The sequence below is a fragment of the Mesorhizobium loti R88b genome (assembly GCF_013170845.1).
Taxonomy (GTDB): Bacteria; Pseudomonadota; Alphaproteobacteria; order Rhizobiales; family Rhizobiaceae; genus Mesorhizobium; species Mesorhizobium loti_B.
In genome coordinates this window covers 7081327-7095786 of the sequence record NZ_CP033367.1, presented here as the reverse complement: position 1 = coordinate 7095786, position 14460 = coordinate 7081327, and the positions used below count along the sequence as shown (strand labels likewise).

Annotated in this window: 11 protein-coding genes; 7 read left to right on the top strand and 4 right to left on the bottom strand. The window is 62.1% G+C overall.

Features of this window, described 5'->3' with window-relative positions; all coding sequences use genetic code 11:
* Position 1: 1 nt before the first annotated feature.
* Positions 2 to 805 (bottom strand): DeoR/GlpR family DNA-binding transcription regulator, encoded by an 804-nt coding sequence (locus tag EB235_RS34070; RefSeq protein ID WP_013897232.1) that lies wholly within the window; start codon positions 803 to 805, stop codon positions 2 to 4.
* A 185-nt stretch (positions 806 to 990) separates the two neighbouring features.
* Between EB235_RS34070 and EB235_RS34065 the strand changes: the two genes are divergently transcribed.
* The 3 genes from EB235_RS34065 to ggt all read left to right on the top strand — a co-directional run bounded on the left by EB235_RS34065 (position 991) and on the right by ggt (position 6333).
* Positions 991 to 3093 (top strand): bifunctional rhamnulose-1-phosphate aldolase/short-chain dehydrogenase, encoded by a 2103-nt coding sequence (locus tag EB235_RS34065; RefSeq protein ID WP_027033097.1) that lies wholly within the window; start codon positions 991 to 993, stop codon positions 3091 to 3093.
* A 109-nt stretch (positions 3094 to 3202) separates the two neighbouring features.
* Entirely contained in the window at positions 3203 to 4495 is a 1293-nt protein-coding gene (rhaI, locus tag EB235_RS34060; protein ID WP_027033098.1) for an L-rhamnose catabolism isomerase, read from the top strand.
* 98 nt (positions 4496 to 4593) lie between these two features.
* Complete coding sequence (gene ggt, locus EB235_RS34055; RefSeq protein ID WP_027033099.1) at positions 4594 to 6333, top strand: gamma-glutamyltransferase; 1740 nt, start codon at positions 4594 to 4596, stop codon at positions 6331 to 6333.
* Positions 6334 to 6384: 51 nt separating this feature from the next.
* Here ggt and EB235_RS35235 read toward each other — a convergent pair whose 3' ends face one another.
* Complete coding sequence (locus EB235_RS35235; RefSeq protein ID WP_080680926.1) at positions 6385 to 6729, bottom strand: hypothetical protein; 345 nt, start codon at positions 6727 to 6729, stop codon at positions 6385 to 6387.
* Positions 6730 to 7183: 454 nt separating this feature from the next.
* Between EB235_RS35235 and EB235_RS34045 the strand changes: the two genes are divergently transcribed.
* From EB235_RS34045 to EB235_RS34035, 3 genes are read left to right on the top strand one after another with little or no spacing between them, the layout of a single operon-like run.
* Positions 7184 to 8059, top strand: a complete 876-nt coding sequence (locus tag EB235_RS34045; RefSeq protein WP_027033101.1) for an ABC transporter substrate-binding protein — start codon at positions 7184 to 7186, stop codon at positions 8057 to 8059.
* Positions 8052 to 10100 carry a Fe(3+)-hydroxamate ABC transporter permease FhuB gene (fhuB, locus tag EB235_RS34040; RefSeq protein WP_027033102.1) on the top strand — a complete coding sequence of 683 codons (2049 nt, stop codon included), beginning with the start codon at positions 8052 to 8054 and terminating at the stop codon, positions 10098 to 10100. The genes EB235_RS34045 and fhuB overlap by 8 nt, the downstream gene beginning before the upstream one ends.
* A 26-nt stretch (positions 10101 to 10126) precedes the next feature.
* Complete coding sequence (locus tag EB235_RS34035) at positions 10127 to 11002, top strand: alpha/beta hydrolase (protein ID WP_032926702.1); 876 nt, start codon at positions 10127 to 10129, stop codon at positions 11000 to 11002.
* Here EB235_RS34035 and EB235_RS34030 read toward each other — a convergent pair.
* Together EB235_RS34030 and EB235_RS34025 are read right to left on the bottom strand one after the other, a co-directional pair.
* Positions 10999 to 12108 carry a DUF4432 family protein gene (locus EB235_RS34030; protein WP_032925881.1) on the bottom strand — a complete coding sequence of 370 codons (1110 nt, stop codon included), beginning with the start codon at positions 12106 to 12108 and terminating at the stop codon, positions 10999 to 11001. The two genes, EB235_RS34035 and EB235_RS34030, sit on opposite strands and share 4 nt — an antisense overlap.
* Before the next feature lie 193 nt (positions 12109 to 12301).
* On the bottom strand, positions 12302 to 12742 hold the full coding sequence (locus EB235_RS34025; RefSeq protein ID WP_027033105.1) for a hypothetical protein: 441 nt from the start codon (positions 12740 to 12742) through the stop codon (positions 12302 to 12304).
* A 493-nt stretch (positions 12743 to 13235) separates the two neighbouring features.
* On the opposite strand from EB235_RS34025, the gene EB235_RS34020 reads away from it, so the two are divergent.
* Entirely contained in the window at positions 13236 to 14426 is a 1191-nt protein-coding gene (locus EB235_RS34020; protein WP_155256463.1) for a hypothetical protein, read from the top strand.
* The last annotated feature ends 34 nt before the right edge of the window (positions 14427 to 14460 follow it).

The window sequence follows — 14460 nt, the reverse complement described above, 5'->3', positions numbered from 1 at the left end:
CTCAGGCCTGCAGTGAAGATTCTTCCTTTGCCGACTTGCGGGCGACGATCAGCGTCACACCAGCGGTCTCCAACATCTTGGCTTCGCGATCCTCGATGCCGTCATCGGTGATGACGGTGGCGATGCGCGACAGGCCGCACAGGATCAGGCTGGAGCGCTTGCGGAATTTCGAGGAATCGACCAGCACCACCAGCTCATCGGCCTGGTCGATCAGTTTCTGCTCCGCCTGGATCAGCAGCGGGTCGCCTTCCATCAGGCCGAGCGGCCCCAGCCCTTGCGCACCCATGAACATGCGGCGGGCATAGAAATTGCGCGTCACATCATTGTCGAAGGGCGACAGGATGATGTTCTGCTCGCGATAGATGGTGCCGCCCGACAGCATCACCGTGTTCTTGGAGTGCTTGAGCAAATGCTCGGCGATCGGGAACGAATTGGTGAAGATCGGCATGCGGCGGCCGGTCAGGAAATGCACCATCTGGAAAGTGGTGGTGCCGCCATTGATGATGATAGGCTCGCCATCCCCGCACAATTCCACCGCTTCTCGTGCAATCGCCCGCTTCTGCGAAGCGTTGATCGTTTCGTTGACGGAAAAGGGCCGGCCAGCCAGGCCGATGAACTGCGGCGGCGAGATCGCCTCGGCGCCACCGCGCACCCGGCGCAGGCGTTTTTGCACGTGAAGAGCCGCGATATCGCGCCGGATCGTCGCCTCGGAAGATTCCGTCAGGTCGACCATCTCCTGCACCGTCACCACAGGTTTTTCCTGGACGGCGGACAGAATGATCCTGTGGCGCTCTTTTTCGTGCATGGTTCCTCCCTGCCTGGCCATCTAGGCACCCAAAACGAGCAGTGTCAATCATTTCCGATCATATAATTTCATTGTGCAGTGCAATATGATCGATTTTGATCGTTTGTGATTGACATCAGGCCTGCTTGCGTAGACATTCCCGCCAAAATGGACTGCGCCTTTTTGCGTCCCCAGGGAGGATACCTATGCTCGACAAGCGCTCCGGCTCGCGCCTCGCCAATCTGTGGGATGATGCGAAAGCCCAAGGGATGAGCGATCCCGAGCTTCTGGTCTATCGCTCGAACACGCTGGGCTCCGACAAGCGCGTCACCAACTATGGCGGCGGCAACACCTCATCGAAAATCTGGCAGAAAGATCCGCTCACCGGCGAGAGCGTCGAAGTGCTCTGGGTCAAGGGCTCAGGCGGCGACAGCGCGTCGATAAAGCTTGACGGCTTTGCCACGCTCTACATGGACAAGTTGCGCGCGCTCAAAGGCCTTTATCGCGGCGTCGAGCACGAGGACGAGATGGTGGGATATCTGCCCCACTGCACCTTCAACCTCAATCCGCGAGCGGCTTCGATCGACACGCCGCTGCATGCTTATGTGCCGAAGCCCTTTGTCGACCACATGCATCCGGACGCCATCATCGCGATCGCCGCAGCGAAAGATTCCAAAGCACTGACCAAGGAAATCTTCGGCGACGCCATCGGCTGGCTGCCGTGGAAGCGCCCCGGCTTCGAACTCGGCCTGTGGCTGGAGAAATTCTGTGTCGAACATCCCGCCGCCAGGGGTGTCATCCTGGAAAGCCACGGCCTGTTCACTTGGGGCGATACGCCCAAGGAATGCTACGAGACGACGATCTCGGTGATCAACCAGGCGATCGAGTGGTTCGAGCGTCGCTCCGAGGGCGTAGCCATCTTCGGCGGCGAAGTGGTCAAGTCGCTCGACGCCGGCGACCGCCGCGCCATCGCGGCGAAACTGATGCCGAGGATCCGTGGCCTGATCTCGGAAAAGAGCCACAAGCTTGGCCATTTCGACGATTCCGCTGCCGTGCTGGAATTCGTCAACTCCAGGGATTTGCGCCCACTGGCCGCACTCGGCACCTCATGCCCGGACCATTTCCTGCGCACCAAGATCCGCCCGCTGGTCATCGAGTTCGATCCGGCCAAGCCTGATGTCGATGCGGTGATTGCGCGCCTTGCCGACGATGTTGCCGCCTATCGTGTCGGCTACCAGGCCTATTACGACAGCTGCAAACATCCGGATTCGCCGGCTATTCGCGACCCCAACGCGGTGGTCTACCTGATGCCCGGCGTCGGCATGTTCACCTTCGCCGGCGACAAGGCAACGGCGCGCATTTCGGGCGAATTTTACGTCAACGCCATCAACGTCATGCGCGGCGCGTCGACCGTATCTTCCTATGTCGGTCTGCCTGCCCAGGAAGCCTTCGATATCGAATACTGGCTGCTTGAAGACCTGAAGCTACAGCGCATGCCGAAGCCGAAATCGCTCGCCGGCCAGATCGCGCTGGTCACCGGCGGCGCCGGCGGCATTGGCCGTGCCACGGCCAACCGGCTGCTGCGCGAAGGCGCTTGCGTCGTGCTCGCCGACATCGACGAGACCGCGCTCGCCGGCGCCAACGACGAGCTCGCAAAAGCCTATGGCAAGGACTTCGTCCGCCCGGTGCTGATCAACGTCACTTCGGAGGAACAGGTCATCGCCGGTTTCGCCGAGACGGCGGTCGAGTTCGGCGGCATCGACATTCTGGTGTCCAACGCTGGCCTCGCCTCCTCGGCGCCGATCGAGGAGACCACGCTGGCGCTGTGGAACAAGAACATGGACATCCTGTCCACGGGCTATTTCCTGGTCTCACGGGAGGCGTTCCGGCTGTTCCGCGTCCAGAAGATCGGCGGCAACGTCGTCTTCGTCGCCTCCAAGAACGGCCTTGCCGCCTCTCCGAACGCCGCCGCCTATTGCACCGCCAAGGCCGCCGAAATCCATCTCGCCCGCTGCCTGGCGCTTGAGGGTGCGGAGGCCCAGATCAGGGTCAATGTCGTCAATCCGGACGCCGTGCTGCGCGGCTCAAAGATCTGGACCGGCGAGTGGAAGGAACAGCGCGCCGCCGCCTACAAGATGTCCACCGACGACCTCGAAGAGCATTACCGCTCGCGCTCAATGCTGAAGCGTTCGGTCTTCCCGGAAGACATCGCCGAAGCGATCTATTTCCTGGCCTCCGACATGTCGGCCAAGTCGACAGGCAACATCATCAACGTCGACGCCGGCAACGCGCAAAGCTTTACGCGCTGAGCCAACGGCGGAGCGCTTCCCTTCTCCCCGTCACTATACGGGGAGAAGGTGGCCCGTAAGGGCCGGATGAGGGGCCGCGCCGACGGAACAAATTTGGGAGGAATAGCACTTGTCCGAAACCATCATCTCCGCCGACGTGGTCCACAAGGGCAATGCCGCCCGCAAGGCCGACCTCGACCGCGACTACGCCTCACTCGGCGAGCGCCTCGACCGTCGCGGCATCGCCATTGACGCCATCCGCGACAAGGTCGAGAAATTCGCCGTGGCCATCCCCTCCTGGGGCGTCGGCACCGGCGGAACCCGCTTTGCCCGCTTCCCCGGCGCCGGCGAGCCGCGCGACATTTTCGACAAGATCGAGGATTGCGCCGTCATCAAACAGTTGACCCAGGCGACGCCAAACGTGTCCCTGCACATTCCGTGGGACAAGGCCGATCCAAACCGGCTGAAGCAGGCCGCCTCGCGCTTCGGCCTCGGCTTTGACGCCATGAATTCCAACACCTTCTCCGACGCGAAGGACCAGAGGCTGTCCTACAAATTCGGCTCGCTGTCGCACGCCGATGCCGGCACCCGTCAGCAGGCGGTCGAGCACAATCTCGAATGCATCGAGATCGGCAAGACGCTTGGTTCCAAGGCCTTGACGGTATGGATCGGCGACGGCTCGAACTTCCCCGGCCAGGTCAATTTCGCCAAGGCGTTTGAGCGCTATCTCGATGCCATGAAGGAAATCTATGCCGGCCTGCCCGTCGACTGGAAGCTGTTCAGCGAACACAAGATGTACGAACCGGCCTTCTATTCCACGGTCGTCCAGGATTGGGGCACCAACTACCTCATATCAAAGGAGCTCGGCGACAAGGCTTTCTGCCTCGTCGACCTCGGCCACCACGCGCCCAACGTCAACATCGAGATGATCGTGTCGCGGCTGATCCAGTTCAAAAAACTCGGCGGCTTCCACTTCAATGATTCGAAATATGGCGACGATGATCTCGACGCCGGCTCGATCGATCCCTACCGGCTGTTCCTGGTCTTCAATGAACTGGTCGATGCCGAACTGTCCGGCGCTGAGGGTTTTGATCCCGCCCACATGCTGGACCAGAGCCACAACGTTACCGATCCGATCGAAAGCCTGATGCTGTCTGCGGTCGAGGTGCAGCGCGCCTACGCGCAGGCGCTGCTGGTCGACCGCAAGGCGCTCGAAGGTTTTCAGGACTGCAATGACGCGCTGATGGCGACGCAGACGCTAAAAGTGGCCTACCGCACTGATGTCGAGCCGATCCTGGCCATGGCGCGGCTGAAGACGGGCGGTGCCATCGATCCTGTCGCCGCCTACCGCGCGGCAGGCTACCGCGCCAAGGTGGCGGCCGAACGACCGGCGGTTGCGGGCGGTTCGGGCGGGATTGTCTGACACGTCTGACATCTGAATTGATCCGGCTGGCCCACCATTGATGGTGGACTCGGCCGCGGCAACGGGCTCTTCTGGGCATCTCGTCCAGGAGCACCATCATGCATCCCACCCGTCGGACACTGATCGCCGTCAGTCTCTCCCTGGCTTTTGTCATAGCGCCACTGCAGGTGACGTTCGCTGCCTCGCCCGCGCCGGCCAAAGGCGAACACGGCATGGTGGTGACGGCCCAGCATCTGGCGTCGGAAGTGGGTGTCGAGGTGCTGAAGAAGGGCGGCAATGCCGTCGATGCGGCGGTCGCGGTCGGCTATGCGCTGGCCGTCGTCTACCCCAATGCCGGCAATATCGGCGGCGGCGGCTTCATGACCATTCGTTTCGCCGATGGTAAATCGACCTTCCTCGATTTTCGCGAGCGCGCGCCGCTGGCGGCCACGAAAACCATGTATCTCGACAAGGACGGCAATCCGGTGAAAGGCGCCAGCCTCGACGGCTATCTCGCCGTCGGTGTGCCGGGCTCGGTGGCCGGTTTCGAAATGGCTCGCGAGAAATACGGCAAATTGTCGAGACAAGACCTGATGGCGCCGGCGATTGCCTATGCCAAGGATGGTTTCATCCTCAATCAGGGCGATGCCGCCTTCTTTGCCGGCAATGCGGACCGGCTGGCGAAGGACCCGGCGGCGGCGGCGGCCTTTCTGAAACCCGACGGCAAGCCCTATGGCATCGGCGAGCGGCTCACCCAGCCTGACCTTGCCGCGTCACTCTCGGCCATTTCCGACAAGGGCCCTGACGCTTTCTACAAAGGCGCCATCGCCGACGCGATCGTCAAGGCAAGCGGGGCCAAGGGGGGCATCCTGGCCAAGGCCGACTTCGAGCAATATGCGGTGCGTGAACTGAAACCCGTGACCTGCACCTATCGCGGCTACGAAATCACATCCTCGCCGCCGCCAAGCTCCGGTGGCGTCATCATCTGCGAAATCCTCAACGTGCTTGAAGGGTATCCGCTGTCCTATCTTGGCGCCGGCTCGGCCGAGACGGCGCATGTCATGGTCGAGGCGATGCGCCATGCCTATGTCGACCGCAATTCCGCGCTCGGCGATCCCGATTTCGTCGACAACCCGGTCTCGAAACTGCTGGATAAAGCCTACGCCAAGGATATCCGCGACAAGATCGACCCGTTCCGGGCTGGCGTATCGCAAGACCTGATGCCGAAGGGTTTTGGCGAGTCGAAGGAGACCACGCACTATTCGATCATCGACAAGGACGGCAATGCGGTCGCCGTCACCTATACGCTGAACGGCTCGTTCGGCGCCGGCGTCGTGGCCGACGGCACCGGCATCCTGCTCAACAACGAAATGGACGATTTCACCCAGAAACCCGGTGTGCCCAACCTCTATGGGCTGGTCCAGGGCGAGGCCAACGCCATCCAGCCGAAGAAGACGCCGCTGTCATCGATGAGCCCGACCATCGTCGCCAGGGATGGCAAGCCGTTCATGGTCATCGGCAGCCCGGGCGGCTCGCGCATCATCACCATAACGCTGGAAGCGATCGTCAACGTCATCGACCATGGCATGAATATCCAGGAGGCGATCGACGCGCCACGCATCCACCATCAATGGCTGCCCGATACGGTCTATGTCGAGCCGTTTGGTCTGTCGCCGGACACCGAAAGACTGCTGGCCGGCATGGGCTATCATCTCGATCTCGGTGACCAGACCTGGGGCCAGGCGGCCGGCATTCTCGTTGGCGGCAAGAGCCTGGCGGAAATCGAGAAGGGCGGCGGCGCGCGCTACAACGGCGCTATCGACAGCCGCGCCGCGTCGGGTGAGGCGCTCGGATATTGATATCAAGGTGGACTCCGGGACAGGCGCCGGCTCACGGCCGGGCAAGGGCCGTCACGTAATCAGTGTGATGGTCGATGCGATCAGCATCAGGGCAGCAATGCCGACGAACAGCGCGTAGATGCGCGGCCGGTCGAGTAACAGTGCATTTCCGGAGATCCAGGCCGAGGTGGCGCCACCAAGCGCGAACAGGAACCCGTTGCGATGGCCGAAGGTCATCGATGCGGCCATCAGCCCGCCAATGATCAGGGCGCCGAACACGATGATCACCGCCACGGCATATTTCTCGAAATCGTTGCCGCCGCCAATGGCTGGCCCGATCGCGTTCAAATTAGGCAGGTCATCCGGATCGAAAGGGTTCGCCGACCCGTATTCGTCTTGACCAATGGATTCTCGCATCACTCGTTCTCCGCTGCCCGGCAACAAACCATCAACACTTGCCGAGTGCAACCCGATCGCACGCCCCTCCACGTGTTGACTGTCATCTTCAACACGTTCCGGCCGCACTTGTCACCGCTTTTTCGGGCACATGGCTCGAATGCAACGCGCGTCTGCGGGCGGATGGCACGCCTTCATCCCGTTCCATATGCACCGTGTTCGCGGAGAAAAGATGATGCCGCCGATCAATTCGGTGCCGGCAGGGCGGTGCGCGACTGCGGCGGGGAGTCGCAGCGCCGGCATATGCCGGCTGGATTGTTGACCCCCGGCTGCATCTTCAATGTTGACTACGAATGTCATGTTTCATAGTCAACGGAGGAGCCGCTTGAGGTCAGAGTCCACAGACAGGCACGCCAAATTGGAAACAGACCAGGAGATTCAGCCGGCCGGCCCTGCCAATCGCTCGCGCGGCCGGATGACCCGGCGCGGCGCACTCGCTCTGTTTTGGCTGCCCTTGGCCGCACTCATGCCACAGGTGACCGAAGCAAAGCCGCTCCGCATCGTCTGTCTCGACGATGGGCTGGCGGAGACCTTGCTCATGCTCGGCGTCACACCGGTCGCGGTCGCCGACCGCGAAGTTTGGGAGAAGTGGGTGGTCGAGCCGCCACTGCCGCCTGAGGTTGCCGATATCGGCACGATCCTGGAACCCAATCTCGAATTCCTGCAGCAGCTTCGCCCCGACATCATCCTCTCCATCCCCTATCTCGACGGCATCAAGCCGCTGCTCGAACGTGTGGCGCCGGTGACGACGATCGGCATCTACACGCCGGACGGCCAGCCCTATCAGCGCGCCATCGAAGCGACCCGTCAAGTGGCGGCCCTTGTCGGCAAGGAAAGCGAAGGCGAAGCGCTGATCGCGGCAACGGAGGCCTGTTTCTCCGATGTCAGGCAGCGGCTGGCGCCGCTTTCTGCGCGGCCGGTCTACGTCGTCAACTTCCTCGATCCGCGCAATGTGCGCGTCTATGGCGAAAAAAGCCTGTTTCAGGCGGTGTTCGACCGCATCGGCATCCGCAATGCCTGGACCGGCGAGACCAATTACTGGGGATTTGCAACTGTTGGCATCGACGGGCTGGCGACGTCAAGCGACGCCCGCCTTGCCTATCTCGAACCCCTGCCCGAAGGGGCGGGCGGCACGCTGACCGAAAGCCGGGTCTGGAACGCCATGCCATTCGTGCGCAACCGCTCGATCATGCGTCTGCCCCCCGTTCTGATGTTCGGCACGCTGCCCTCGGCGAGCCGTTTTGCCCGGTTGCTGGCCGAGGCGCTGACAGCGGAGGGCGCCGATGACTGAGCAGGATGCACTCTTGTCCGACAGCGCCAGCCGCATCTCCGGTTCTGCGTCGTCGCCTCGCATATCAGACAGATATCCCATAGGCGCGATCCTGCTGTGCGCCGTGGTTGTTGGCGCTGCCGCTGTCGCGACCCTCTCCAACATAACAGTGCAATTGCCGCCGGCGCTGTGGCTCGATGCGCTCGCAAGCCCTGACATCGACGACATGCGGCAGGTGCTCGTCCACTATGCCTTCCTGCCCCGGCTTGCCGTCAGCCTTTTGTGCGGTGCGGCCCTCGGTCTGGCCGGGACGGTGCTGCAGCAGGTCCTGCGCAACCCGCTGGCTGCGCCTGAAACCGTCGGCGTCTCGGCCGGCGCCTATCTGGCGCTGGCGCTGGCGACACTGCTTGCGCCGTCCCTGCTTGCCTTCGGCCGCGAATGGGTGGCGCTTGCCGGCGCCTTCACCGCGCTTGCCGCGGTCTTCGCGCTGTCCTGGCACAAGGGCCTGTCGCCGCTTTCGGTGGTGCTCGCCGGGCTTGTCGTCAGCCTCTATGCCGGCGCCATCGGTGCGGCCCTGGTGGTGCTGCGGCATGAATGGCTGGCCAGCCTGTTCATCTGGGGCGCCGGTTCGCTCGGCCAGCAAGACTGGTCGACGACGCTGTGGCTGTTGCCGCGCCTGGGCGCCGCCGCGCTGCTGATCGGCCTGATGGTGCGGCCGCTGACCTTGCTCGGGCTCGACGATGAGGGTGCACGCAGCCTCGGTGTCCCACTCGGCGTCTATCGTTTTGCCGGACTGGCGGCGGCGGTCTCCCTGATCGCCTTTGTCGTCGCCGCCGTCGGCGTCATCGGCTTCGTCGGCCTCGCCGCCGCCACCCTTGCGCGCATCGGCGGCGGCCGCCGGCTTGGCCAGCAGCTGGTGATGGCGCCGCTCATCGGCGGCGCCATGCTGTGGGCCGCCGATCAGGGTGTGCAGGTCGCCACCGGACCGCAAGGCGACCTGCTGCCGACCGGCGCCATGACGGCACTTCTCGGCGCGCCGCTGCTGTTGTGGCTGCTGCCGCGCCTTTCGCTTGGCACCGAGACGCCGGCGCTAGGTTCGCAGCATTTGCCGCGCGCCCGCCATTCCGGCCTCGTGCTCGCGGCGTTCGGCGGCCTCTTGCTTGTGCTGCTCGGGCTGGCCTTGCTTTACGCACCGGGGCCGCATGGCTGGACATTCGCTGCCGGCGATCAGCTGCAGCCCTTGTTGTCCTGGCGGCTGCCCCGCGTATCCGCAGCCTTGGCCGCTGGCGCCATGCTGGCGCTGGCCGGGCTGATGATGCAGCGGCTGACCGGCAATCCGATGGCCAGTCCCGAAGTGCTCGGCATCAGCGCCGGTGCCGCGCTGGGCATGATGGTGGCGCTGTTTTCGCTCTCCGATGCCGGCCGCCCAGTGCAGACCGCCGCCGCCACCATCGGCGCCTTCGCCGCACTGCTGGTGACGCTGGCCATCAGCCGCCGTGCCGCCTATGCGCCGGAGCGGCTGCTGCTGGCCGGCGTCGCGCTGACGGCGTTGTTCGACGCGCTGATCCTGGTGCTCACCGCCGCGGGCGACCCGCGCGCCATGCTTTTGCTGAACTGGCTCACCGGTTCGACCTATGGCGTCGACGCGGGCTCGGCGATTTTCACTTCGTCCATCGCCTTTTGCCTGTTCCTGGCGGCGCCGTTCTTCATGCGCTGGTTGGACATGTTGCCGCTTGGGTCCGCCGCGGTTCAAAGCCTCGGCGTGAATCTGCGCGCAACGCGGCTTCTGGTGCTTTTGGTGGTTGCCGCGCTCACCGCCGCCTCGACGCTCGTGGTCGGGCCGCTGACCTTCATAGGCCTGATGGCGCCGCACCTTGCGCGCCACCTCGGCCTGTCGCGCGCGCTGCCGCAAGCCATCGGCGCGGTGCTCGCTGGTGCGTTGATCATGGTCTGCGCCGACTGGATCGGCCGCACCGCCATCTTCCCACGCCAGATCCCGGCCGGCATCGTCGCCACGCTGATCGGCGGCCCGGTGCTGATGTGGCTCTTGCGCCGCCGCTGACCTTTTTTGTTCCCGTGGAGATATTCATGTCCAAGTCGACGCCCGCTTTGATCGCCGACGCCACTGTTCACGACTTCGTCCCGGCAGATAGTGGCGACCCATGGCGGGTCTTCATCCATGTGCCGCCCGGGCCGGCGCCGGAGGCCGGCTGGCCGGTGCTCTACATGACCGACGGCAACGCGGTCATCGGCACGGCGGTCGACGCCATGCGGGCGCAGGCCTTCTATCCCCTGGGCACCAATGTCGACTGGGGTGTCATCGTCGCCATCGGCTACCCCGTCGGGGGCGCCTATGACCCGTTGCGCCGCTCATGGGACCTCGGCCCGCCGCCGGGCAAGACCTATCCGCCCTTCTATGAGAACGCGCCGGAAGTCAGGACCGGCGGGGCAGGGCAATTCCTCACCTTCATCGAGGATGAGCTGAAGCCTTGGGTCGCCAGCCGGACCAGGATCGATGAGAAGCGCCAGGCGCTTTACGGCCATTCTTTCGGCGGCCTGTTCGCGCTCTACGCTTTGTTCACCCGCCCACATTCGTTCCGGACCTTCATCGCGGCCAGCCCCGCCATCTATTGGGAAGACCGCGCCATCGACCGTTTTCTCGAAACATTCGAGGCGGCTGTCCCCGATGGCCTGACGGCCAACGTGATCCTGTCGGCAGGCGAGTACGAGACCGAAAAGCTGGCGCCGTTCCAGATCGGGGCCGATGACGAGGAAAAGCGCCTGCAGCAGAAAAAGCGGACATGCACCGACGAATTCGCGCAAGATATGGCAGAGCGTCTCGACGCCTTGCCGGGCGTCCGCGCCACTTTCGAACTGCACGCCGGCGAAAACCACATGTCGATCCTGCCGGCGACGGTCAACCGCGCTGTGCAGGCGGCGTTCGCGATACGGGACGCGCGCTAGGCGCTCCCGGCCCGAACCTTTGAAATCAATCGTTCCTGCCTTGCGGCCTCCTCAGCGATCATCGCGCCAAAGCGCAAGCCGCAGTGGAATGTTTCCCCTGCGGCGACGCGAACCAGGCGACCTCTTTCCTTGGCCGCAAGATAGCCGTCGGGCTTGGCGGTCGCCGGCAGCACGAGGCCAAGCGCATCCTGGTCGGCGCCGCGCGTGATCCAGCGTACGGCATAATTGAGTTCATCGGGACGAAAGCTGACGAAATCCGCTGTGCGGTCCGGATGAACCTGCAGGGCGTGCGCCCAGCCTTCAGCATCCGCCCTGGCTTTCATCGTCAATACGAGTTCGGGGTCGATCGGCTCGCCCTTGGTCAGCAGACGATGCCGCGAAGGATCGGCGACTATGGCATCGCGGTAGGCAAGGTAGCTTTCGCTCGGCGTGAAAAAGGGCGGAAGCACCTTGCGCACGACAATGTCCGTGGAATCATCTGCGACGGTGTCGACCAGACGCCCGTCGTCCGCCGGCCTGAAATTGATGTGCGCAAGATACATCAGATCCATGGGCGAGTGTTTCAGGTTCATGATGCTGACATCGACATTGACGCTGTTGGCGTCGAGTTGCAGCAGCACTGTAGGTTTCATCATGTAGTCGTGGCTGAAGGCGACGGTCTGTCGGCAGCGTCCCGTCAGCGCCATGAAAGGCCCTTCGGAATTGCTGCCGACGATCAGTTGCACGTCCCGGTAGGGCGCATTGGGCAGATCACCGTGGAGCGGATGTTGGTCGACCGGACCCGGATTTCCCATGGCGGTGGCGCCGCAGTGAATGAAGAACGCGCCGTAGTTGGAGAGATAATCCCGGGTCGCCACCGGCTCGTCGAACATCGAGCGCATGGTCAGCGAGCGGTTGAGGAACGTTGCGTTCCAAATCTGCTGTCCCTGGAACGGCAGCAAGATGATTTCGCCTTGCGCATTGCTGATGCGAAGACCGGCAACGCCGGATCGATAGCGAAAGGCGGTGGCGACAAGCCCGCGATATCGCGCCACGATGGTTTCCGAGCCTCCGAATTGCTCGGGCACGAGGTCGACAAAGACATGATCGGAATATTCGGAATGCATTGTTTCGACCTCTATCTGCCGCAATCACTGGGCCGATAGTCGCAGGAAGCGCCTGGAAATCAACGAGGCTCGTATGCCATGTCGAGCTGGGTGATGTGAACGAGCGTCTCCGCGAGATCGCGTCGGACAGTGTCTTTGAATGCCGAGGTGTCCGCCCGAATAGCCGATTTCACCGCGTGGTGGTTTTGACTGTCTATGCGGCACGGGCCGGCGGCAGCTCAAACAGGTTGGCACCATTCTCCTGGCCGTTCTCGACATAGCCGATGACACCGAACCATCTGGCGACGTCAGGCCCCTGCAGCCAGCTGCGCGAATGGATGGGAAGGTTGCCGGCGAGTGCCTGGATGTGCCTGATATGCCGCTTGCAGAACCGCACGGTCGAGGCCCGAAAAAAATCCTCCTGCGCGGCAAACAGCGTATCGGCGGCATCGCTGTTCTCATGCCAGGCGATGATCGCCACGGCCTTCTCGCCCTCGACCAGCGCGTGCGCGCGACCTTCCTTCAAATTCATCATCAGATTGTCGTAGGCGACCTTGCTGTCCTTGCCGGCCGCGGCATACTCGTCCGACATCCGCTTGGACAGGCCATGGAAGACATCCTCGAGATCCCCAAGCGTCGCTGCACGTGCTCTCATTTCACCTCCTGCAGCCCCACGGGAAGTTTGCCCTACGGTTGAGGGGGTGCCAAGCAAACTGAATCCGCCAGAAGCCTAAAGTGAGCAAAGTGATTTCTGCAGGGTGGCCGTGAGCTGGGACATTACCTGTGCCGACAAGCACCATCTTCATGACGTTGGTGACGCCCCCGGTGGTATCAGGCACAATTCCTACCGCTGCGGCCAGCGGGCCAAAAGTCGAGCGAGGCTTTTTGTGGACCTGCCCGAGCCTAGAAAGTGCGGCGACTGGAAACGCGTCGAGCTCTTCGTGGCATGGGGCTCTATGCTGAGATGTCTCCCGTCAGAGTAGCAAACTCTGATGTAGTGGTATTATGCTCACGGCGAAGCGAAAGCCAATTGTTCCCTGGTAGTTCCTTTTCCTGCCAATTATTGATCATATCATCGTATCGCTGAACCGTTGAAAGCGCTACAGTAATTCAAAACTGGCGAAAGAAACGCTGCAGGGGAGGGGTCGATGCAGTATTTTCAAGCAATCGTTCCATATCTGAACAATCCATTGGCGATCGTGGGGTTCGTTCTTTTCCTTATGTTTGGCGTTCACAGGGCGCTGATCAGCTCCGGAATCCTTCCGCCCGTCTCTCAAACCGATGCTCCGCAGATCGTGAGGGACATACTCCGTTACGGTTTCTTCGCTGCCATCATCGTGCTGGCTAGCGGCTTCGCTCTGGCGGCTTGGAATACGTATATCGACTTGAGGAAATCCACCTCACTCACAGGGTCTTTGCACCTCGTTGACGCAAAGGTAGTGGAGCCGTCACAGGTGTACGCTCGCTGGCCGGGGTGGGACGAAAACACCAAAGCGTTTCCAAAACTGGACGTGTCGTTTCGCAACGATGGGATCGCCATCGCGTCAATTACGCGCGCTGTGATCACCATAAAACATGTGTGGATCGATCGATCTCCATGGCTTCCTAGCTATCGAGACATATCTTGGAACTACGACGCTATCCTGCCGATCACTGGAGAGGGTTGTCGGATTGTCGTTCCCCTAAGCCAGGACATTAAGAGTAATGAGTCCGATCGATTCACGATCACCCTCGGCAACGATGCCCCGGGCACTTACGATTGGTTTCTCTTCGATATTGAGACGGCATTTTTCTACAATGAAGACGATAGCTCATTGAGCACAAAGGAGATGATTTATCTGACACCCGGGCAGCATATTCCCGTTGCAGAGAACGAAAATCTGGACCGCCAAATCTCTTCGCTAGTGTACAACCTCGGTGTTTTGGCGGCGGTCGAGAAAACTGGTGCTGCCTTAAGTGAAGAGGCCGCCAAATGGGCTGACGATAAGAGATCGGCGGTTGATAGGACGGTTGATCAGCTGGTTGATCCCAAAAGCGACCTGGATACCCATATTCAGATAGCGTCAATCCTCGGCCGGATGGGCTGGTACGCCAAGGCAGCTTTGCCGGTCCTAGAACAGGTTCGCGACGATAAGGCGACCGATCCGAAGTTAATGTCCGCCATTGGGGCGGCGATAAGCTCGATCCAATCGGAAACAGAGCCCGCCGTCGACTTGCGCGTCATCCGAGATGATGGCCATGAAGGCTGCTCCGTCGCACCTGGCTGGGACGATAAGGTGCCTGTCGTAATAGCCAATCAACGAAATGAGGCTCTCGCGAAGGAGGCTCTCGCGAAATAGAAGCAGTCAAAGCTGAGCAATTTTAGGCTGCTTC